This window comes from Streptosporangium sp. NPDC049248, from assembly GCF_040678965.1.
Classification (GTDB): domain Bacteria; phylum Actinomycetota; class Actinomycetes; order Streptosporangiales; family Streptosporangiaceae; genus Streptosporangium; species Streptosporangium fukuiense.
In genome coordinates, this window is sequence record NZ_JBFAQY010000020.1 from 59,975 (window position 1) to 81,395 (window position 21,421).

General features: G+C 70.6%; 16 protein-coding genes. 6 read left to right on the forward strand and 10 right to left on the reverse strand.

Annotated features, from left to right (window positions below; genetic code table 11):
• Positions 1–74: 74 nt before the first annotated feature.
• The 7 genes from AB0K21_RS29990 to AB0K21_RS30020 form a co-directional block, all read right to left on the reverse strand.
• Entirely contained in the window at positions 75–1,502 is a 1,428-nt protein-coding gene (locus AB0K21_RS29990; protein WP_343980617.1) for an L-fucose/L-arabinose isomerase family protein, read from the reverse strand.
• Between the two features lie 40 nt (positions 1,503–1,542).
• Entirely contained in the window at positions 1,543–3,585 is a 2,043-nt protein-coding gene (locus tag AB0K21_RS29995; protein ID WP_343980615.1) for a bifunctional aldolase/short-chain dehydrogenase, read from the reverse strand.
• 51 nt (positions 3,586–3,636) lie between these two features.
• Positions 3,637–4,788: an L-rhamnose isomerase gene (rhaI, locus tag AB0K21_RS30000; protein WP_343980613.1), complete on the reverse strand. Its 1,152-nt coding sequence runs from the start codon at positions 4,786–4,788 to the stop codon at positions 3,637–3,639.
• 160 nt (positions 4,789–4,948) lie between these two features.
• The gene (rhaS, locus tag AB0K21_RS30005) at positions 4,949–6,037 is read right to left on the reverse strand and encodes a rhamnose ABC transporter substrate-binding protein (RefSeq protein WP_343980610.1); all 1,089 of its coding nucleotides are present in this window, start codon (positions 6,035–6,037) and stop codon (positions 4,949–4,951) included.
• 10 nt (positions 6,038–6,047) lie between these two features.
• A complete protein-coding gene (locus tag AB0K21_RS30010; RefSeq protein ID WP_343980608.1) occupies positions 6,048–7,115 on the reverse strand; it encodes an ABC transporter permease in 1,068 nt (355 codons plus the stop codon).
• Positions 7,105–8,127 (reverse strand): ABC transporter permease, encoded by a 1,023-nt coding sequence (locus AB0K21_RS30015; protein WP_343980605.1) that lies wholly within the window; start codon positions 8,125–8,127, stop codon positions 7,105–7,107. Before AB0K21_RS30015 ends, AB0K21_RS30010 begins: the two co-directional genes overlap by 11 nt.
• A 64-nt stretch (positions 8,128–8,191) precedes the next feature.
• A complete protein-coding gene (locus AB0K21_RS30020; RefSeq protein ID WP_364155053.1) occupies positions 8,192–9,733 on the reverse strand; it encodes a sugar ABC transporter ATP-binding protein in 1,542 nt (513 codons plus the stop codon).
• Between the two features lie 196 nt (positions 9,734–9,929).
• Between AB0K21_RS30020 and AB0K21_RS30025 the strand changes: the two genes are divergently transcribed.
• The 4 genes from AB0K21_RS30025 (at position 9,930) to AB0K21_RS30040 (ending at position 15,355) form a co-directional block, all read left to right on the forward strand.
• On the forward strand, positions 9,930–10,991 hold the full coding sequence (locus AB0K21_RS30025; protein WP_364155055.1) for a substrate-binding domain-containing protein: 1,062 nt from the start codon (positions 9,930–9,932) through the stop codon (positions 10,989–10,991).
• Between the two features lie 20 nt (positions 10,992–11,011).
• The gene (locus AB0K21_RS30030) at positions 11,012–12,430 is read left to right on the forward strand and encodes a rhamnulokinase family protein (protein ID WP_364155057.1); all 1,419 of its coding nucleotides are present in this window, start codon (positions 11,012–11,014) and stop codon (positions 12,428–12,430) included.
• Between the two features lie 570 nt (positions 12,431–13,000).
• Positions 13,001–13,651, forward strand: coding sequence for a lysophospholipid acyltransferase family protein (locus tag AB0K21_RS30035; protein WP_343980593.1), 651 nt, complete (start codon positions 13,001–13,003; stop codon positions 13,649–13,651).
• 72 nt (positions 13,652–13,723) lie between these two features.
• Positions 13,724–15,355, forward strand: a complete 1,632-nt coding sequence (locus AB0K21_RS30040; protein WP_364155060.1) for a penicillin-binding transpeptidase domain-containing protein — start codon at positions 13,724–13,726, stop codon at positions 15,353–15,355.
• Between the two features lie 31 nt (positions 15,356–15,386).
• On the opposite strand, the gene AB0K21_RS30045 is transcribed toward AB0K21_RS30040, so the two are convergent.
• Positions 15,387–15,677 carry a DUF3040 domain-containing protein gene (locus AB0K21_RS30045; protein WP_343980587.1) on the reverse strand — a complete coding sequence of 97 codons (291 nt, stop codon included), beginning with the start codon at positions 15,675–15,677 and terminating at the stop codon, positions 15,387–15,389.
• 603 nt (positions 15,678–16,280) lie between these two features.
• On the opposite strand from AB0K21_RS30045, the gene AB0K21_RS30050 reads away from it, so the two are divergent.
• Together AB0K21_RS30050 and AB0K21_RS30055 are read left to right on the forward strand one after the other, a co-directional pair.
• Positions 16,281–16,460 (forward strand): hypothetical protein, encoded by a 180-nt coding sequence (locus tag AB0K21_RS30050; protein WP_343980585.1) that lies wholly within the window; start codon positions 16,281–16,283, stop codon positions 16,458–16,460.
• 70 nt (positions 16,461–16,530) lie between these two features.
• Complete coding sequence (locus tag AB0K21_RS30055; protein WP_364155063.1) at positions 16,531–19,746, forward strand: PDZ domain-containing protein; 3,216 nt, start codon at positions 16,531–16,533, stop codon at positions 19,744–19,746.
• Positions 19,747–19,803: 57 nt separating this feature from the next.
• On the opposite strand, the gene AB0K21_RS30060 is transcribed toward AB0K21_RS30055, so the two are convergent.
• Together AB0K21_RS30060 and AB0K21_RS30065 are read right to left on the reverse strand one after the other, a co-directional pair.
• Positions 19,804–20,199 (reverse strand): VOC family protein, encoded by a 396-nt coding sequence (locus AB0K21_RS30060; protein ID WP_343980579.1) that lies wholly within the window; start codon positions 20,197–20,199, stop codon positions 19,804–19,806.
• Positions 20,200–20,414: 215 nt separating this feature from the next.
• Positions 20,415–21,371, reverse strand: a complete 957-nt coding sequence (locus AB0K21_RS30065) for a YafY family protein (protein WP_364155065.1) — start codon at positions 21,369–21,371, stop codon at positions 20,415–20,417.
• Positions 21,372–21,421 lie beyond the last annotated feature (50 nt).

Consider the following 21,421-nt stretch of genomic DNA (forward strand, 5'->3'; position numbering starts at 1 on the left):
CCGAAGTCGCGGGCCGCGCCGCCGCCCGGTGGAGTGGTCATTCCCTCGGGAGGGGCGGCCGGCGGGGCCTCGCTTCAGGGCTGGACGTGGACGACCTCGATGCCGAGCAGGTCGGCGACCGCGCGCAGTTCGGCCAGCCGGTGGCCGATGCCCAGCGCCCAGTGATGGGAGATGCCCGTGGCGCTCCACGCGTCGGTCCACTCCCCCGGGTCGCAGCCGAAGTCCACCCGCGAGGTGGTGTTGCCGATCCGCAGCAGCGGACCCTCCACCGTGACGCCCTCGGAGACCACGAAGGCGAACGTCCCGTCGCGCCGCTGCAGCAGGCCGAGCGTGGTCACCGGACCGTGCGCCACGTCGAACTCCACCGAAACGCCCCAGCCGCGCTTGCCGTGGTAGACGCCCAGCCCGCGCAGCAGCGGCCGGCGCGCGCTGATCGCCAGGTGGGCGGGGCCGTCATGGCCCATCTCCACATGGCCGCGCGCGAAGTCCAGCGCCTGCAGTTCGGTGAACGAACCGCCTGCCCCGAGCCGGTCCATGACCAGCATGGCGAGCGAGGTACGCAGTTCGTACTCACCGGCCGTGGGGATGCCCCGCGCGGTCAGCAGGGACGAGCCCAGGATCATGCCCGCGCCCAGCCGCTCGTGGATCTCCCCGTCCAGACCCCGGTGGTAGTAGGCCAGGCTGTCGAGGGCGAAGTCCTCCACCAGCCGGTCCAGCCCGACCGAGACCCGCGCGGCCCAGGCGAAGTCCTCGTCGTTGACCGTGTCGGCCAGCTCGAAGACCTCCCGTGCCAGACCGGTGCGCTCCTTGACCTCGGCGTCGGTGACCTTCTCCACCCGCACCCGCAGGTCGTCGAACTCCAGCACCTCCACGTGCCCGCCGAGGTTCACCGGCACCAGGGTCAGGTCGGTGGCCACGTCGAGCATGCCGGGGTACAGGTGTCCCATCAGCCCGTGGCGGCCCCGGCGCAACGCGGCGCGCACACCGGCGGCCCGCACCCATCGGCCGATCTTGGCCCAGGCCCGCTCGTCCTCCAGGTACCCCGACACCGACCGGAAGGGGATGCCCGCGCGGATGAAGGTGTTGGCCATCTCCGGCAGCGGGCACGCCCCGCAGTAGGCGAGCCACTGACCGGTGTCGAAGGTCGCGTGGTCCATCGACTCGCTGGGCTGGAGATTGATCAGCAGTACCGGCGCGCCACTGCGCTGCGCGACCGGCAGGAGCATCGTCGCGGTCATGTACGTGGTCAGGAAGCCCACGATGATGTCACAGCCGGCCTCGCGCAGCCTCTCCGCCGCGACCGCGCCCTCCTGGGCGTCGGAGATGAAGCCGACGTCGACGACGTCACACCCCAGCTCCCGCATCCGCTCCGAGACGCGCTCGGAGGAGCGCCGGAGCTGCGGGAGCAGGTCGGGGAACTGCGGCCAGTAGGCCCCCAGCCCGCCGGCGACCAGCCCCACCTTCGTGCGGGGCGGGACGATCCGATCCAGAGCCGTGGTCAAGACGTTCTCCTCTCAGCGGGGATTGCCACGGGAAGCGGGGTCAGCGCAGGAAGGCGGCGGCGACACCGGCGTCCACCGGGATGTGCAGGCCGGTGGTCTGGGTGAGCTGGGTCAGCTGGAAGACCGCGGCGGCGATGTGCTCGGGCAGCACCTCGCGCTTGAGCAGGGTGCGCTGCGCGTAGTACTCGCCCAGTTTCTCCTCCTGCACCCCGTACACCGCCGCCCGGTTGGCCCCCCAGCCCGAGGCGAAGATGCCGGAGCCGCGCACCACCCCGTCGGGGTTGATGCCGTTGACCCTGATCCCGTACTGGCCCAGCTCGGCCGCCAGCAGCCGCACCTGGTGCGCCTGGTCGGCCTTGGCCGCCCCGTAGGCCACGTTGTTCGGCCCGGCGAACACCCCGTTCTTGGAGGAGATGTAGACGATCTCCCCGCCCATGCCCTGGCCGACCATCACCCGGGTGCTCTCCCGCGAGACCAGGAACGAGCCGCGGGCCATGACGTCGTGCTGCAGGTCCCAGTCGGTGACGCTGGTCTCCAGCAGCGAGCGTGACAGCGACAGGCCGGCGTTGTTGACCACCAGGTCCACCCCGCCGAACGCCAGTACCGTCGCCTGGAGCGCGGCGATCACCTGTGCCTCGTCCGTGACGTCCATCCGCACGGCGGTCGCCACGTCCTCGACCCGGTAGGCCCTGGCGCCGAGCTCGGCGGCGACCTTCTCCGCGGCGTCCAGGTCGCGATCGGCCACCACCACGCACGCGCCCTCGGCGGCCAGCCTGCGGGCGGTGGCCGCGCCGATGCCCGAGCCGCCCCCGGTGACCAGCGCGACCCTGGTGGCCAGCGGCTTCGGCGCCGGCATCCGGCGCAGCTTGGCCTCCTCCAGTTCCCAGTACTCGATCCGGAACTTCTCGCTCTCCTCGATCGGGGCGTAGCGCGACAGCGCCTCGGCACCGCGCATCACGTTGATCGCGTTGACGTAGAACTCCCCGGCCACCCGGGCGGTCTGCTTGTCCCGGCCGAAGGAGAACATGCCCACCCCCGGCACCAGCACGATCGCCGGATCCGCGCCGCGCATGGCGGGTGAGTCGGCGGTGGCGTGCCGGCCGTAGTAGGCCGCGTACTCCTCGCGGTAGGCGGCGTGCAGCTCGCGCAGCCGGGTGACGGCGTCGTCGAGCGGAGCCTCGGCGGGCAGGTCGAGCACCAGCGGGGCCACCTTGGTGCGCAGGAAGTGGTCGGGGCAGGAGGTGCCCAGCGCGGCCAGTTCGGGGTGACGCTCGCGGGACAGGAAGTCCAGCACCTCGTCGGTGGCGGTGTAGTGGCCGACCTGCGCCACGTCGGTGGAGGCCAGGCCGCGGATCACCGGGAAGAGCGCGGCGGCCCGCTCGCGCCGGGCCTCCTCGGGAAGCGGCCGGTAGCCGGGCCTGACCGGGCCGAACGGTTCGGCCGCGCCGTGTTCGGCGATGTGGGCCTCGGCGGTCCGGATGATCCACAGCGAGTTGGCCTCGCACTCCTCGGAGGTGTCGCCCCAGGCGGTGATGCCGTGGCCACCGAGGACACAGCCCACGGCCTGCGGGTTGTCCTTCTTGATCGCGGCGATGTCGAGGCCGAGCTGGAAGCCGGGGCGCCGCCACGGCACCCAGACCACCCGGTCGCCGAAGATCCGTGCCGTCAGCGCCTCGCCGTCGGCGGCGGTGGCGATCGCGATGCCCGCGTCCGGGTGCAGGTGGTCCACGTGTGCCGCGTCCACCAGGCCGTGCATCGCGGTGTCGATCGACGGCGCCGCACCGCCCTTGCCGAAGGCGCAGAAGTCGAATGCGGCGACCATCTCATCCTCGCGTTCGACGCCCGGGTAGACACCGCTCAGGGCGTGCAGCCGGTCCAGCCGCAGTACGGCCAGGCCCGTCTCGGCCAGCGTGCCGAGGTCTCCTCCGGATCCCTTGACCCACATCAGCTCCACGTCGGAGCCGGTCACCGGGTCGACGGCCACGCCCTTGGCCGAGGTGTTGCCGCCCGCGAAGTTGGTGTTGCGCGGGTCCGCGCCGAGCGCCCGTGACCGCTGCAGCAGTTTCTCAACCGGCGTTCTCATGAAATATCCCCCAACGAATGAACCGTGTTCTCAGAGTGCGAGGCGCGGGTCTCAGGCGCCCCAGCCGGCCTGGGCACCGCCGACACGCTCGGCGGCGATCTTCTCGAAGTACCCCGAGCGCGCGTAGGCGGCCATCGGGTCGGGGTCCAGCCCCCGCTCGGCGCGTACCTCCGCCAGGAGCGGGCGCACGTCGGTGTTGTAGGCGTCCATGAACACCCCGTTGGCCCCCAGCACGTCACCGGCGGACTGCGCCGCCGCCAGTGCCGCCCGGTCCACCAGCAACGCCTTGGCCGTGGCCTCCTGCACGTTCATCACCGACCGGATCTGCCCGGCGATCTTCGGCTCGATGTTGTGGCACTGGTCCAGCATGAACGCCACGTCCTCGGTGTATCCGCCACCGCGAACCACCTCGAACATGATACGGAAGAGCTGGAACGGGTCGGCGGCCCCCGCCATCAGGTCATCGTCGGCGTAGAAGCGGGAGTTGAAGTCGAACCCGCCCAGCTTGCCCTCGCGCAGCAGGAACGCCACGATGAACTCGATGTTGGTGCCCGGCGCGTGGTGCCCGGTGTCGACCACCACCTGTGCCTTGGGGCCGAGCTTGACGCAGTGGGCGTAGGCGGTGCCCCAGTCGGGCACGTCGGTGGTGTAGAAGGCCGGCTCGAACAGCTTGTACTCCAGCAGGAAGCGCTGGTGCTCGCCCAGCCGGTCGTAGACCTCGGCCAGCGACTCGGCCAGCCGGTCCTGCCGGGAACGGATGTCGTCCTGGCCGGGGTAGTTGGTGCCGTCGGAGAACCACAGCTTGAGCGTGTCCGAACCGGTGGCGTCCATGACGTCGACGCACTCCAGCAGGTGGTCGGTCGCCTTGCGCCGCACCCGCGCGTCCGGGCTCGTCACGCTGCCCAGCATGTAGTCGTCGTCCTGGAAGACGTTGGAGTTGATCGCGCCGATCCGCACTCCCAGGTTCGACGCGTGCGCCGCGAGGTCGGCGTAGTCGTCGACCCGGTCCCAGGGGATGTGCAGCGCCACGCTCGGCGCGGCGCCCGTGAAGGCGTGCACCTGCGCGGCGTCCGCGAGCTTCTCGTACGGATCCCGGGGCACCCCTCGCTGGGCGAACACCTTGAACCGGGTACCGCTGTTGCCGTACGCCCATGACGGGGTCTCGATGGCCTGCGCCAGCAGGGCGGTCTTGATGTCGCTCATCGAAGCTCCGGGGCGGCCCCGGCCACGGCCGTGGCAGCCCCTCCTCCTATCTTCCTGATCCAGTGGGGGTACGCGGTCCGACCGTTCCGGCACGCACGCCGGCCGGTCCCACCCGGGCACGGCGCGCGCGGGTCGGGCGCGCCGTGCCCGGCGGTGTCCGTCAGAAGTCGAACTGGTCGATGTTGGCCTTGTCGAAGACGAAGGGCGGGCCCAGGATGATCTCCCCGTCCTTGCCGATGGTCCGCTCGCCGAGCCTGCCGGCCTTGAGCACCTCGCCCTCGGCGCCGGTGATCTGTCCCGAGGCCAGCGCCGCGGCGGCGTAGGAGGCCAGGTAGCCCAGGTCCTTGGGGTTCCACAGCGCGAACTTCTCCACCGTGCCGTCCTTGACGAACTGGCGCATCTGGTTCGGGGTGCCCAGCCCGGTCAGCACGACCTCGCCCTTGTACTTGGAGCCGGAGATGTAGCGGGCGGCGGCGGAGATGCCGACCGTGGTCGGGGAGATGATGCCCTTCAGGTCCGGGTATGCCTGCAGCAGTCCCTGGGTCTCCTGGAAGGATTTCTGGTCGTCGTCGTCGCCGTAGGCGACCTTGACCAGCTTCAGCTCGGCGTACTCGGGCTTGCCCAGCTCGTCCTTCATGAACTCGATCCAGGTGTTCTGGTTGGTCGCGTTCGCCGTCGCCGACAGGATCGCCACCTCGCCCTTGCCGCCGATCATCTCCGACAGCAGTTTCACCTGGCTGCGTCCGATCTCCTCGGAGTTGGCCTGGTTGATGAAGATGTCCCGGCAGTCCTTGGAGGCGTCGGAGTCGTAGGAGACGATCTTCACACCCTTGGTGCGGGCCTGCTGAAGCGGGCCGCACACCGCGTTGGCGTCGTTGGCCGCGATCAGGATCGCGTCGTGGCCCTGCTGGGTCAGCGTGTTGATGTAGGACACCTGCGAGGAGGCCGAGGCGTCGGAGGGACCGACCTCCTTGGCCTCGCCCTTGAACTCGGCCGCCGCCTCGATGCCCGCCTTGTCGACGATCGTCTCGTAGGGGTTGTTGATCTGCTTGGGCAGGAACGCGAGCTTCAGCCCTTCCTTGAGCGGCGCGTTCGGGTCGGCCGTGGCCGGAGCCGAGGCCGCCGGGGCCGAGGAGGCCGCCGAGCCGGCCGAGTCCTTGGTGGTGCCGCCGCCGCAGGCGACGAGCCCGAGCGAGAGCAGGCCGGCCATGACCGCGGTCGAGGCGGACCTTCGCGAAACAGTGAACATAAGCGCTTCCTCAGGATGCGGGGGGTGTGGGCGATGGGACGGGTGACGGACGGCGCCGGCGTTGCCCGATGACGGCAACGAGACGCGGGGTGATCACCGAGATGATCAGGAGGAGTCCGGTGACGATCGACTGGATCTCCGTCGACACGTCGTTGAGCATGAGCAGGTTGCGGAGAAGGCCGATGAGCAGCACTCCGGCGATCACCCCGCCGAGGGTGCCCTTGCCGCCGTCGAAGTCGACGCCGCCCAGCAGGACGGCCGCGATGACGGCCAGCTCCAGGCCCATGCCGTTGTCGGCGCGGGCGCTTCCGTAGCGGAGGGTGAAGATCACTCCGGCGAAGGCGGCGACCGTGCCGGAGAGCACGAACAGGATGAGCTTGACGCGCTTGACCCGGATGCCGGCGAACAGCGCGGCCTCCTCCTGGGCGCCGATGGCGAACAGCGAGCGGCCGAATCCGGTGGCGTGCAGCACGACGCCGGTGATGATCGCCAGCAGGACGAACAGCGCCACCGGATAGGGGATCGGGGTACCGGGAACATCCTCCACGGCGAGGGAGACGTACTGCTGCGGGAACTCGGCGATGGCCCTGTCCCCGAGCACCACGTAGGCCAGCCCCCGGTAGAGCGCCAGCGTGCCGATCGTCACCGCCAGCGAGGGCAGTCCCAGCCTGGTCACCAGCAGGCCGTTGACCAGGCCGCACACCGCCCCGACCACGACCACCAGCGGGATGATCGTCTCGATCGCCCAGCCGGCGTCCCACAGGGTGCCGACCAGCGCGCTCGACAGGCCGAGCACGGAGGCCACCGACAGGTCCACCTCGGCGGCGACGACCAGCATGGTCATCGCCAGTGCGATCAGCGCGATCTCACCGAGGTCGCCGAGGGCGAAGGACAGGTTGTCGACGCCGGCGAAGCCGGGCGATCCCACCGAGCCGCCGATGAAGACGAGCACCAGGAGCAGGCCGACCAGCACGTCCCAGCGGAGGAGGCGGCCTGGCGAGCCACGCTCCGGCAGCCCGGCGAGGGACGGAGCGGCCGTGTCCGCGGCGCCGGTGGCGGACTTCACGTCAGGAGCCATGTCGGGAGTTCCTCCTCCGCAGTACCCTCGCGACCCGCAGGGCGAGCAGCCGGTCGACACTGATCGCCAGAAGCAGCAACGCGCCGGTGATGGCCTGCTGCCAGAACGGGCTGACCTTGAGCACGACCAGCGCGCTGGTGATCGTGGTGAGCAGCAGCGCGCCGAGGGCCGCGCCGTACACGGTGCCGACACCGCCGGTGATCGCCACGCCGCCGACCACGACGGCGCTGACCACCTGGAGTTCCCAGCCGTTCGCGGCGTCGGCGACGACGGTGCCGAACCGGGAGAGCCAGAGCACCCCGGCCAGGCCGGCGAGCGCACCGCTGAAGAGATAGGCCGCCATGACGCGGCGCCGTACGGCCACACCGGCCAGCGCCGCCGCCTCCGGGCTGGAGCCGATGGCGTAGAAGTCCCGGCCGGAGGCGTAGGAGCGCAGGTAGTAGCCGACGGCCAGCATCACCAGGACGGCGATCATCGGCAGGTACGGGATGCCGAACACCGTGCCGTTGCCCAGCGACAGCAGCGCCGGAGGGAGGTCGACGGCGTTGATCTGCCTGCCGTGGGCGATGTAGTGGTCGACGCCCTGGATCACGTACAGCGTGCCGAGCGTCACCACCAGGGCCGGGACTCGGCCGAAGCTGACCAGCAGGCCGTTGACCAGTCCGCAGAGCGCGCCGATCGCGACGCCCAGCACCACCGCGAAGACGATGCCCCTGCCGTGGTCGGCGGCGAGGAAGTCCCCGACGGTGAAGGCCACCAGGCCGACGACCGAGCCGACGGACAGGTCGATGTTGCGGGTGATGACCACGACGGACTGGCCCACGGCGAGCAGCACCAGGATGGAGGCGTTGAGGAAGATGTCCTTGACGCCCTGCTCGGACAGGAAGTTGCCGTTGACGCCCACGGTCACGATGACCAGGACGGCCAGTGCCGCCACGATGCTCAGCTCGCGGGCCCGGAAGACCAGGTCCACCAGGTTCCGGGTGCTCCGCCCGGCGGTGACGGTGCTCACGAGGCATCCTCCGTCCGCCGCATGACCCGGGCACCGCGCTTTCCGGCGCCCTCGTTCCTGTCGATCACGAGGTCCCTCCGGTCGCTGCGGTCATCACGCTCTCCTCGGTGGCCCGCTCCCGCGGGATCTCGGCGACGAGCCGCCCCTCCTGCATGACGAGCACCCGGTCGGCCATGCCCAGCACCTCGGGCAGGTCGGAGGAGATCATCAGCACGGCGAGCCCGTCGGCGGCCAGCTGGGACAGCAGGCGGTGCACCTCGGCCTTGGTGCCCACGTCGATGCCCCGGGTGGGCTCGTCGATGATGAGCACGTCGGGCTTGGTGGACAACCACTTGCCCAGCACGACCTTCTGCTGGTTGCCGCCGGAGAGCACGTTCACCGCGTCCGACAGCCGGTTGAACTTGAGCTGGAGCCGGATGGCCCAGTCGCGGGCGCGGTCCCGCTCGGCGGCCCGGGATATCACCGGGCCACGGCGCAGCGCCTTCAGGCCGGTGATGCCGATGTTGCGCTCGATCGAGTGGTCCATCACCAACCCCTGCTGACGCCTGTCCTCGGGGACCAGGGCCAGGCCCGCGGACATCGCGGCGGTCGGGGACGCGGGCGGCAGCCGCTCTCCGTTGACCTCCACGGTCCCGGCGTCCCAGCGGTCCACTCCGAAGACGGCCCGGGCGACCTCGCTGCGCCCGGCGCCGACCAGCCCCGCCAGTGCCACGATCTCGCCTCGCCGCACCTCGAAGGAGACGTCGGTGAACACGCCCTCACGGGTGAGCCGGCCGACCTTGAGGGCGACCTCGCCGACCACGGTCTCCTGCTTGGGATAGAGGTTGTCGAGGTCGCGGCCGACCATACGGCGGATCAGGTCGTCGTGGGTCAGGCCCGCGACGGGTTCGCTGGCGATCCAGCCGCCGTCGCGCAGCGTGGTGACCCGCTGGCAGAGCTCGAAGATCTCGTCCAGGCGGTGCGAGATGAACAGCACCGCGCACCCCTGCTCGCGCAGCGCCTTGACCACGTTGAACAGCCGGGTCACCTCGTTGCCGGACAGCGCCGCGGTGGGTTCGTCCATGATCAGCACCCGGGCGTCCCGGGAGAGCGCCTTGGCGATCTCCACGAGCTGCTGGTCGGCGATGGACAGACCACGGGCCGGCTGCTCGGGGTCGAGCGCCACGCCGAGCCGTTTGAACAGCTCGGCGGCCCGGCCGTGCATGGCCCTGCGGTCGATGCGGCGGAGCGCGGCCTTGGGCTGCCGGCCGATGAAGATGTTCTCGGCGACCGACAGGTCGGGGAACATCGTGGGTTCCTGGTAGATCACGGCCACGCCCGCCTGCTGGGCGTCGGCGGGACTGCCGAACTCCACCGGTTCTCCGTCCAGCAGGACCTGCCCGGCGTCCGGACGGTGCACCCCGGCCAGGATCTTCACCAGAGTGGACTTCCCCGCGCCGTTCTCCCCGGCGAGCGCGTGCGCCTCTCCGGCGTAAAGGTTCAGAGAGACCTCGCGCAACGCCTGCACGGCGCCGAACGCCTTGCTGACCCCGGCCAGCGCCAGGACCGGAGGGGCCCCGTCGGGGGGCGGCCCGGGTGGCGCCTCCCCTTCGCCCGGTGCGGTCACCGCGCCACACCCCTTCCCTGCTCTAAAAACGTTTTAGAAGACTGACCGGACGCTAATCCGCAGCGTCCGGCGTTGTCAATGGGTGGTGAAGCTCTCGTTTCCAACGCGTTACGACAACTACGCAGGCAGGGGGGTGGTAGGCCTACCGCCATCTTTGAGTAAGGTCTTGCCGACATCGTGTAACACGTTTTAATCTATGCCGGGTCAAGGGGGGCAGCGGGTGAGCGGCGTCGGCATCAAGGAGGTCGCTCGGGTCGCCCAGGTCTCCCCCGGCACGGTGTCCAACGTGCTCAACCGGCCGGAGCGGGTCGCCCCCGAGACCCGGGAGCGCGTCAGGCGCGCGATCCGCGAGCTCGGCTTCGTCCGGCACGGCTCCGCCTCGACGCTGCGCGCCGGGCACAGCCGGACCATCGGGCTGTCGCTCATGGACATCGGCAACCCGTTCTTCACCGACGTCGCCGCGGGCGCCGAGGAGGTCGCCAGCGAGCTCGGCTACGCGGTGATCCTCGGCAACTCGGGAGGTTCCCGCACCAAGGAGGAGCACAACCTGCGCGTGTTCGCCGAACATCGGGTACGCGGCGTGCTGATCACGCCGTCGGACGACGATCCCCGGCGGCTCGACGAGCTGCGCGAGCGTGGCATCAGCGTGGTGCTGGTCGACCACCCGGCGTACCGGCCCGGCCTGTGCTCGGTGAGCGTCGACGACGTGGCGGGCGGCCGGCTGGCCGCCCGCCACCTGCTGGAGCGCGGCGCGCGGAGCATCCACCACATCACCGGCCCGCTGACCATCCGGCAGTGCGCGGACCGCAGACGGGGCGTGGAGCTGGCTCTCACCGCCGCGGGTCTCGCCCCGGCGACCGCGCTGGAGACGGTGGAGATGCCCGCGATGACCGCGCGGGCGGGCCAGCAGGCGGCGGAGCGGCTGATCCGCTCCCGGCGGCTGCCCGAGGCGATCTTCTGTGCCAACGACATGCTCGCCCTCGGTGTACTGCGCGGCCTGCACCAGGCCGGGGTCGGCGTGCCCGGTGACGTGGCCCTGATCGGCTACGACGACATCGACTTCGCGGTGGCCTCGGCGGTGTCGCTGAGCTCGATCCGTCAGCCCACCTACGAACTCGGGCGGATCGCCACCGAACTGCTGCTGGACGAGTGCGGCAACCCCGGCGAGCACGCCCACCGGCAGATCATGTTCCAGCCCGAACTGGTCGCCCGCGAGTCCACCGGCCGAGAGGCGGACGGAACGGCGGCGGCCACCTGACCACGAGTGGTGAGTGACAGATGAGCGTTTACGCGGCGGTCGACCTGGGAGCCTCCAGCGGCCGGGTGATGACGGCGCGGATCGAAGGCGAGCGGATCGGCCTGACCGAGGCGCACCGCTTCGCCAACCGCCCGGTCCGGGTCGACGGCACCCTGCACTGGGACATCCTCGCCCTCTATCGAGGGGTGCTCGACGGGCTTCGCGAGGCCGGGCCGGTCGACTCGATCGGCATCGACTCCTGGGCCGTCGACTACGGGCTGCTCGACGGCGCGGGACGGCTCATCGGCAACCCGGTGCACTACCGCGACGGGCGGACCGACGGGATCATGGAGCGGGTCGTCGCCGACCTGGGAGCCGACACCCTCTACCAGGTCGGCGGGTTGCAGTTCCTGCCGTTCAACACCGTCTACCAGCTGCTCGCCGAACCGGATCTCGGCCGCGCCGAGACGCTGCTGATGATCCCGGACCTGCTGACCCGCTGGCTGACCGGTTCCGTCGGCGCGGAGGTCACCAACGCCTCCACCACCGGCCTGTACGACGTGCGGACCGGCGACTGGGCACGGGGGCTGGCGGAGCGACTGGGTCTGCCCGCCGGGCTGCTACCGGAGCTGCGGCACCCCGGAGCGCCCGCCGGGACGCTGCTGGCCGAGGTGGCGGCGGAGACCGGGCTGCCTGACTCCACCCCGATCACCACGGTCGCCTCGCACGACACCGCCTCCGCGGTGGCGGCGGTACCCGCGAGCACCGAACGGTTCGCCTACATCTCCTCCGGCACCTGGTCGCTGGTCGGGCTCGAACTCCCCGAGCCCGTCCTGACCGAGGAGAGCCGTCTGGCCAACTTCACCAACGAGGGCGGCCTCGACGGCACCGTCCGGTACCTGCGCAACGTGATGGGTCTGTGGATCCTGCAGGAGTGCATGCGCACCTGGGGCGAGACCGACGTGGCCGGCCTGCTCGACGCCGCCGCGCAGGCCGACCCGTTCCAGGCGGTGGTCGACCCGGACGATCCGGTCTTCATGCCCCCCGGCGACATGCCGGCCCGGATCATGACCTACTGCGAGCGAACCGGCCAGCGGCCCCCGCGGGGACAGGCGCAAACCGTACGGTGCGTGCTGGAGAGCCTGGCCCTGGCCTACCGGCGCACGCTTCGCGACGCCGTGCGCCTCAGCGGCCGGGATGTGGAGGTCGTGCACGTGGTCGGCGGCGGCGCCCGCAACGCGCTGCTCTGCCGGATGACCGCCAACGCGACCGGCCTGCCCGTGGTCGCCGGGCCGGTGGAGGCCGCCGCCCTCGGCAACGCCCTGGTCCAGGCCCGCGCCCAAGGGGTGGTCTCCGATATCCGCGCCCTGGTGCGGCAGAGCGAGCAGTTGGTCACCTACCTCCCCGAAGGGGACGACGAGCCGTGGGCCCGCGCGCAGGCCCGGCTGGCCGACTGCTGAGCCTTCCTGCGGCGCCGCGCCGGCGATCCCCGCGGCCGGCCGCCGAAAGAGCACACCCGCGCCTTGAACCTTCCCCTCGTACGCCGCTCCCGGCGGATGAGACCGCACCTCGCGGGCCGGGACGTCGCGCGGCGGGGCCGCCCGATTCCCGCCGTGAGCTGCGAGTGGCCGGAGGCCACCGGCCCTGTCTGACACGCCGGTGACGGGAGAAGCGGAATAACCACCGGCGGACGTCCGTTAGAGTGATCGTGCCGATGTGGTTTGTGTCCCCCGGGCCGCAAATTACCGCCTTCACGGAATACCGTTCGGCTGGAGCCGTGTTGTGCCTCTCGCCGAGGAGGCGACCGCCACATCGGCACCAAGACATCGCGTCCCGCGAGCCCCCAGGGCTCGCGGGACGTTTCTTTTTCACCGGGCTCGACCGGAGGATTTCGTCGGGCTCGCCCCGGAAAAGGGCCACGCTGTTGGAGGAGGGCTACAAACCCGGCCGCTCCGCTTGTGCGGTTGCGTACAACCGTCAGCCGTCGGGCCACCACCTAGTGTGGTGAACCCGTCTCATGAGGAGAGTCCGTGCTCTATCGCCTGACCAAGACTGTCAGCGCTCCGCTCCTGCATCTGCTCTGGCCGACCACGGTCACCGGGCATGAGCACGTTCCCGTCACGGGCCCGGCCATCATGGCCTCCAACCATCTGTCGATCCTCGACTCGACCTTCCTGCCGCTGGTGCTCAAGCGCCAGGTGCGCTTCGTCGCCAAGGCCGAGTACTTCACCGGTAACCCCGTCACCGCGATGTGGATGCGCGCCACCGGCCAGATCAGCATCGACCGGCAGAGCCCGACCTCGGCCCAGGACATGCTCGACGCGGCGGCGAAGGTGCTCGGCAACGGCGAACTGTTCGGCATCTACCCCGAGGGCACCCGCTCTCCCGACGGCCGCCTCTACCGGGGCAAGGTCGGCGTCTCCTGGCTGGCCCTGGCCACCGGCGCGCCGGTGGTCCCGGTGGCGATGGAGGGCACCGACAAGGTGCTGCCGATCGGTGCCGCGAGGCCCAGGCCTGGCCGGGTGAACGTCCGCATCGGCAAGCCGATGACCTTCACCGGCTCCGAGACGAGCGCGCGCGACCGGCGCAGGGTGACCGACGAGATCATGACCGCGATCCAGGAGCTGTCCGGGCAGGAGTACGTGACGAGCTACGCGCCCAGCCGTACACAGGGCAAATGATCATTTATCGGAATATCTCGCGCAGGTCACGCTAGGCTGCGGCCCTGGGGGACCGAGAGCTGAGGGGATCACGTGGCACGGGGCAGAACGATCGCGATCACATCGGTGGCCGTCGTACTGGTGGCGGGGGCCGCCGGCGGCGGCGCCTGGTGGTACCTGCACACCAGGGGCACGCCCCAGGAGACCGCACAGCGATTCGTCAGCGCCTGGCAGAGCGGCGACCTGGCGGGCATGCGCGCCGAGCTGGCAGCGCCGGATCCGGCACTCGCCACGACGTACGACAACATGCGCAAGGCCCTGGCGGTGGAGAACACCGTGGTACGGCTCGACGGGGTGCGCGAGACCGGGGACGGCACCGGCCAGGCCTCCTACACCGCGACGCTGAAGCTGAAGGACGTCGGTGAGTGGAGTTACTCCGGCAGCGTCGACCTGGCGGTCGTCGACCGGCACTGGCGGGTCAGGTGGTCGCCCAGTGCCGTCCACCCCGACCTGACCGCGACCACCGTCTTCGCGTTGAGAACGAAGTGGCCGGAGCGTGCCGCGATCACCTCCGCCGACGGCGTCCGCATCGACGGCGCCGACGTGGGCGGCTCGGTGCAGCAGCTCGTCGGCTACCTGGAGAAGGCCACGGCGAAGAGCGTCGCGAAACTGGGGGTCCCCTACAAGGTCGGCGACGCGGTCGGCGCGAGCGGGTTGCAGAGCACCTTCCAGAAGCGCCTGGCCGGCACCCCCGACACCGAGGTCGAGCTCGTCGGCGCGGACAAGAAGACCGTCAAGACGCTCGGCAAGATCGAGGGCGAGGCCGGAGAGAACCTGGAGACCAGCTTGGACATGCGGGTCCAGCGAGCCGCGGTCGAGGCGGTCCGCGACCTGGAGAAGACCACCGCGCTGGTCGCGATCAAACCCTCGACAGGCGAGATCCTCTCGGTGGTGAACAACAAGGGCGGCTTCAACCGGGCACTGGACGGCAACTATCCCCCCGGCTCGACCTTCAAGGCGGTCACCGCCGTGGGACTGCTGGCCGAGGGGATGAAGCCGGGCGATCGGGTCACCTGCCCCAAGGACGTCAAGGTCGGCGGCCTGCCGATCCGCAACTCCCACCACGCCGCCTACGGTTCGGTGTCGCTGTCCGACTCCTTCGCCCACTCCTGCAACACCACCTTCGCGCCCCTGGCCAAGGAGCGGCTGGGCGCCGACAAACTGCTGAGCACCGCGGAGCTGTTCGGTTTCAACAAGCAGTTCAGCATCGGCGTCCCGGCCGCCAAGGGCAGCTTTCCCAGAGCCCAGAGCGACGCGGAGCTGGCCGCGGAGTCCTTCGGGCAGGGCCGGATCACCGCCAGTCCGCTGATGATGGCCTCGGTGGCCGCCGCGCTGGCCGACGGCACCTGGCGCCCGCCGACCCTGGTCCCCTCGGTCGAGCAGAAGGTCGAGTCTCAGCCGCTCCCCGAGGCCGTCATGCCCGGCATGCACCAGATGATGTCCGCGGTGGTCACCAAGGGAACGGCGAAGGACGCGGGCCTGCCCCGGGGCACCCGGGGCAAGACCGGGACCGCCGAGTACGGCGCGCAGGACGACCTGAAGACCCACGCCTGGTTCATCGGCTTCCGCGGCGACCTGGCCTTCGCGGTGATCGTCGAGGAGGGCTCCGGCGGCGGGGCGGTCGCCGCCCCGGTGGCCGCCGACTTCCTGCGCGCCCTCGGCTGACGAACGGCCGCGATCGCGGCGGCGGCCGTTGTCACAGCGGGAACGCCGCGGCCGCCTCGTGGCGCAGCACCATGATGAGAAGCGTGGCGATCAACGTCGCGATCAGCAACCAGCTGAACATGATGATGACCGTCGAACGGCGCAGGCGTCTGGCAGAACGCCCCCGGCCCTTCGTGGTTCCGCGTTTGCGGCCACCGCCACCCTCCTTGCGCTGGACACGTTCGTTGAACGACTCCAGCCGCGCGGCGAGCCGCGGATCCTCATCGACGAGATGGCGCTCGATCTGCAGCAGCATGCGCTCCTCGTCTTGTGACCAGGCCATGCATCACCTCCCCGGAACGCAAGCCATGTGCCGACGTTCTGCCCAATCGTGAAGATCATTATCCGTTCCGAGGGCTGCGATTTACCTCTTCTTTTCGCAGGCGCGATCCAAGCACGTGATCATGCCCTCCCTCGGGGGCGGAAGGGCCGCGACTCAGCTGTCGGGCGATTCCCAGCCTTCTCCGCGATCTCGACATTCCCGCGGTCCCGATCACCGCCATCGGCCGCTCCGGCGGCTCGTCCGGACGGCCCCCGGGACGAGCGGCCCCCCGCCCGACGTCGGCGGACCGTCTCGGACGGCCTCGAAGGCGACCTCGCGCTCCTGGCCGCCACCGGCCGCCACCGGCCCGCCACCGCGAGCTCCGCGTGCGCGACACCGACACAGCGATCATCGGGGCATGAGTGAGCGCGGCGGCAGGAGCTCTCACCGGAGCCCCCGGACGCGAGGAGCGCACCTGATTCGACGTGCCGGCCGGCGCCACCCTCGGCCACGCACCGTATCCACAACCACACAGTCTGTGGGTGGTTGATGCTTGCAAAGGGTATTAAACCCCCTTGAGTGCCTAATCAAGGGCGTCGTCCATCAAGCACAACGGGGGAAACGATGACGGACACCAAGAACACCAAGGACAGCAAGAACAAGGCGGCGAAGAGCTCGGGCAAGAGCAAGAAGGCCGCCATAAAAGCGACACGCTCCGCCAAACAGGCGAAGAAACAGGCCGGACAGCCCGAGATCAGGTTGCCCGAGACGGGGTCCGTCCACCCGGGTGGACGAGCCTCCTAGCCGCCGAGGGCGTGAAATCATGATCGGGCGACCGGCATGAAACCCGGTCGCCCGATCATGGAGTGACACGATGTCCGCCTACCTTCGTTTTCCGACGATCTTCGGCAACATGGTGGTCTTCGCCGCCGAGGACGACCTGTGGATGGTCACCGCCGGCGGCGGGCGGGCCTTCCGGCTGACCGCCGGGGTGGCCGAGGCGGGATACCCGCGCTTCTCCCCCGATGGCGACCGGCTCGCCTTCGTCGGCCGCGAGGAGGGGCCCGAGGAGGTCTACGTGATGCCCGCCGACGGAGGCGCGGCCCGGCGGGTGACCTACCACGGTGCCCGGTCCAGCGTCACCGGCTGGGATCCCGACGGCGGCATCGTCTACGCCAGCGACCAGGGCCAGCCCTTCGACGGCCGCAACCGGCTGCACCGGGTGGAACCGGATGGGATGCCCGAGCTCCTGCCGTACGGCCCGGCCAACACCATCTCCTACGGCCCGCGGATCGTGCTCGGCCGCAACACCGCCGACCCCGCCCGGTGGAAGCGCTACCGAGGCGGCACGGTGGGCGATCTGTGGATCGAGACCGGCGACGACGGGCGGTTCCGGCGGCTCACCGCGCTCCCCGGCAATCTCGCCTCGCCCTGCTGGGTGGGGGACCGGGTCTACTTCATCTCCGACCACGAGGGCGTGGGCAACGTCTACTCCTGCGACGCGAACGGCGGCGACCTGCGCAGGCACTCGGACCACGCCGACTACTACGCCCGCAACCTGTCCGGCGACGGCCACCGGCTGGTCTACCATGCCGGAGCCGAGCTCTACCTGGTGGAGGAGGGCGAGTCGCGCCCCATCGAGGTACGGCTGCGCAGCTCGCGCACCCAGCTCAACCGCCGCTTCGCCTCGGCCGAGAACTTCCTGGACAGCGCCACGCTCAGCCCCGACGGCAGTGGCCTGGCCATCACCACCCGGGGCAAGGCGTTCTCCTTCGCCGCCTGGGAGGGTCCGGTACGCCAGCACGGGGCGCTGTACGGGGTGCGTTACCGGCTGCTGAACTGGCTCAACGACGGTGAGCGACTGGTGGCTGCGGCCAGCGACGAGGGCGACCGCGAGGTGCTGGTGGTGCTCACCGCCGACGGCTCCGCCGACCCCGTCAGGCTCGACCACCTCGAGGTCGGCCGCGCCACCGCGCTGGAGGTCTCCCCCACGGCCGACCTGGTCGCGGTGGCCAACCACCGCAACGAGCTGATCCTGGTCGACCTCGCACCGAAGAGGTCCCCCAGGGCCGCCAAGAAGAGCAGGGGCCTGGCACAGGGCAGGACCGTCGACTCCAGCCGGTTCGGCGCGATCGAGGACCTGGCCTGGTCCCCCGACGGCCGCTGGCTGGCGTACGCCTGCCGGGACACCGCGCAGACGACGGCGGTGAAACTGTGCCGGGTCGAAACGGGCGAGACGTTCTTCGCCACCCGGCCGGTGCTGGCGGACGTCCTGCCCGCCTTCGACCCGGGCGGCGACTATCTCTACTTCATCGGCAAACGCGTCTTCAATCCCGTCTACGACGAGCTCCACTTCGATCTGGGCTTCCCGCTGGGCTCCCGCCCCTACGCGATCGCGCTCCGCACCGACGTCACCTCTCCCTTCGTCCCCAAGCCCCGGCCTCTCACGGACGACGACGGCGACGATGACGAGAACGAGGACGACGAGGTGCCCGAGGTGGTCATCGATCTGGACGGCATCGAGAACCGGATCGTCGGCTTCCCCGTCCCCGAGGGCCGCTACGAGGGCATCGCCGGCATCAAGGGCAAGGCCGTCTACCTGACCTTTCCCGTCGAGGGCAGTCTCGGTGACGACTACGCCGACTCCTCCGAGGGCACCCTGCACGTCTACGACTTCGCCAAGCAGAAGCAGGAGACCGTGGTCGGGGACGTGTCGGAGTTCCGGCTCGGCCGTGACCAGAGCACGTTGCTCTACCAGGCGGGCAGGCGGCTGCGGGTGGTCAAGGCGGGCGAGGAGCCCGAGAGCGACGAGACCCCGGGCCGGACGAGCGGATGGGTGGACCTGTCCCGGGTCAAGGTGTCCATCCGCCCCGAGGCCGAGTGGCGGCAGATGTTCAGGGAGGCCTGGCGGCTGCAGCGGGAGAACTTCTGGACCGAGGACATGGCCGGGCTCGACTGGGACGGCGTCTACCTGCGTTACCTGCCGCTGGTCGACCGGGTCACCACCCGGGGGGAGTTCTCCGACCTGCTGTGGGAGCTCCTCGGTGAGCTGGGCACCTCGCACGCCTACGAGAGCGGCGGCGCCTACCGGCCCCGGCCGCACTACCGGCAGGGCAAGCTGGGCGTCGACTGGGCCTTTGAGGACGGTGTCCACCGGATCGCGAGGATCGTCGGCGGTGACCGGTGGGACCCCGAGGCGACCTCGCCGCTCAACCGCCTCGGGGTGGACGTGCAGCCGGGTGACGTGGTGCTGGCCGTCAACGGCCAGCCCGTCGGCGGCGAAGTGAGCCCCGACGAGCTGCTGGTCAACCAGGCCGACCAGGAGGTCCAGCTCACCATCCGGCGCGGGGACGAGCGGCGGACCGTCACCGTCATGGCCATCGGCGACGAGCAGCCGGGCCGCTACCGCGACTGGGTGGAGGCCAACCGGGCCCGCTGCCACGAGTTCGGCGGCGGCCGGATCGGCTACCTGCACATCCCCGACATGGGCCCGGAGGGCTACGCCGAGTTCCACCGCGGCTTCCTGACCGAGTACGACCGCGAGGCGCTCGTGGTGGACGTCCGCTTCAACGGCGGCGGCCACGTGTCGGCGCTGCTGCTGGAGAAGCTGGCCCGGCGCCGCCTGGGTTACAACTTCCCCCGCTGGGGCGTACCCGAGCCCTACCCCGACGAGTCACCGCGCGGCCCGATGGTGGCGATCGCCAACGAGTGGGCGGGCTCCGACGGCGACATCTTCAGCCACACCTTCAAGCTGCTCGGCCTGGGCCCGCTGATCGGCAAGCGCACCTGGGGCGGGGTGATCGGCATCTGGCCCCGGCATCACCTGGCCGACGGGACGGTCACCACCCAGCCGGAGTTCTCCTTCGCCTTCGACGACGTGGGCTGGCGGGTGGAGAACTACGGCACCGACCCCGACATCGAGGTCGACATCACCCCGCAGGACTACGCGGCGGGCGTGGACACCCAGCTGGACCGGGCGATCGAGGTCGCCCTGGAGCGCCTGGTCCTGCAGCCGCCGCACACCCCCAACCCGGCGGCCCGCCCTCGGCTCGTGGTGCCACGCCTGCCACCCCGCCGGCGTTCCCGCTGACCGCGAGCCGGCCGCGTCACGAGCGTGCGGGATCCGCCGCGGCGGGCCGGGGAGGAATCAGGCGAGGTTCAGCTGCCAGGAGACGCCGAAGCGGTCGTTGGTCCAGCCGAAGAGCTTGCTGAAGCCGTAGGAGCCGAGCGGCATCAGTGGCTCGCCGTTCTCCAGCAGCGCCGCGTACAGGCGCTCGATCTCCGCCTCCGACTCGCACTGCACGTACAGCGAGACCGAGGGGGTGAAGGTGAAGGCGTGCTGCACGTTGCTGTCGATGGCCATGTACTCCTGGCCCGCCAGCGTGAACGTGGCGTGCTGCACGCTGCCCTCCGCGCCAGGCCCCTCGGGACCATAGCGGGCGATGGCGAGGATCTCCGCGTCGTCGAACAGCGACGTGTAGAACGTCATCGCTTCCTCCGCCGCTCCTTCGAACATCAGGAAAGTGGTTATTTTTTGTGACATCGGATGAACTCCCGTCAGGGTAGGTGGAAGTACGGATGTTCTCGGCCGCCAGGGCGGTCGGCTCGCCGGCGGTCCCGGCGGGCCGGTGCGCCTCGCCCGGGCGTGGCCGACGACGAGTATTTCAGTTTCAACTTATATAAGTCAAACTCGATATATAGATATGCGGCACGGAATCCTCGGCTCCACCCGGCCGGTTCGATCCGCAGGAGCCCCGGTCAGGGCGGGGTGGTGTCGGCGGAGGCGAGGAGGCGGGCGGCGAGGGCTCTGACCTCGTCGCGCAGTTCGGCGGGGGCGACGACGGTGAACGGCCAGCCGAGGCCGGCGAGCATCTGGGCCATCCCGTCCAGCCGCTCGGCCCTGGTGGTCAGCAGCACCCCGGCTGAGGTCTCGGCCAGGGTCGCCGTGGCGGCGGGAATCCGGGCCGCGGCCTCCTCCAGCGTGGCCTCCAGCAGCACCCTGACCTCGTGGCGGTAGGGCACCGCCGACAGCGATCCGACCACGTGCGCGACCGGGTCGAAGTCGTCCGGGCCCGGGAATCTCCGCTCGGTGCGCTCGGCGCCCGCCACCCGGTCCACCCGGAAGGTCCTGATCTCCCCGCTGCCGTGGTCGAGTCCCGCGACGTACCAGCGGCCGGAGTGGAAGACGATGCCGTACGGGTCCAGGTCGCGCGTCGAGGCGTCGCCACGCCAGGAGCGGTAGGCCAGCCGGACGGTGACCCGGCGGCGGGCGGCGTCGGCGAGGGCGAGCAGCGGGCCCGCCCTCGGGGCGGGTGCCCGCGTCGCGGCGCCGGTGTGGCCCAGCGTCTCCGAGATCGCGTCGACGCGCTCGCGCAGCGGCCCCGGGAGCACCCGCTGGATCTTGGCCAGGGCGCTCTCGGTGGCCGTCTCCCCCACCGCCAGCCCGGTCCGCCGCCCGGCCAGCAGCCCCAGCACCACCGCGGTGGCCTCGTCGTCGGTGAGCATCAGCGGCGGCAGCTTGTAGCCGGGCAGCAGCCGGTAGCCGCCGTGGCGGCCCCGCTCGGCCGAGACCGGCACGCCGAGCTCCGACAGCCGCACCACGTAGCGGCGCACCGTGCGCTCGTCCACCTCCAGCCTGGCGGCGAGATCGGGACCGGTCAGGCCGGGAGCGGCCTGCAGCAGCTCCAGCAGCGCGAGGACCCTCGCGGCGGTCATTCGAGATCTCCTCAAAAATCAGGACCGATACTGTCCGGGTTCGATCCTAG

Bases quoted from the DNA above. Each gene is read 5' to 3' on its own strand.
- AB0K21_RS30025 (WP_364155055.1), top strand. From the start codon at position 9,930: ATGCCGGGTCAAGGGGGGCAGCGGGTGAGCGGCGTCGGCATCAAGGAG.
- AB0K21_RS30030 (WP_364155057.1), top strand. From the start codon at position 11,012: ATGAGCGTTTACGCGGCGGTCGACCTGGGAGCCTCCAGCGGCCGGGTG.
- rhaS (WP_343980610.1), bottom strand. From the start codon at position 6,037: ATGTTCACTGTTTCGCGAAGGTCCGCCTCGACCGCGGTCATGGCCGGC.
- AB0K21_RS30055 (WP_364155063.1), top strand. From the start codon at position 16,531: ATGTCCGCCTACCTTCGTTTTCCGACGATCTTCGGCAACATGGTGGTC.
- AB0K21_RS30050 (WP_343980585.1), top strand. From the start codon at position 16,281: ATGACGGACACCAAGAACACCAAGGACAGCAAGAACAAGGCGGCGAAG.
- AB0K21_RS30045 (WP_343980587.1), bottom strand. From the start codon at position 15,677: ATGGCCTGGTCACAAGACGAGGAGCGCATGCTGCTGCAGATCGAGCGC.
- rhaI (WP_343980613.1), bottom strand. From the start codon at position 4,788: ATGAGCGACATCAAGACCGCCCTGCTGGCGCAGGCCATCGAGACCCCG.
- AB0K21_RS30010 (WP_343980608.1), bottom strand. From the start codon at position 7,115: ATGGCTCCTGACGTGAAGTCCGCCACCGGCGCCGCGGACACGGCCGCT.
- AB0K21_RS29995 (WP_343980615.1), bottom strand. From the start codon at position 3,585: ATGAGAACGCCGGTTGAGAAACTGCTGCAGCGGTCACGGGCGCTCGGC.
- AB0K21_RS30065 (WP_364155065.1), bottom strand. From the start codon at position 21,371: ATGACCGCCGCGAGGGTCCTCGCGCTGCTGGAGCTGCTGCAGGCCGCT.
- AB0K21_RS30060 (WP_343980579.1), bottom strand. From the start codon at position 20,199: ATGTCACAAAAAATAACCACTTTCCTGATGTTCGAAGGAGCGGCGGAG.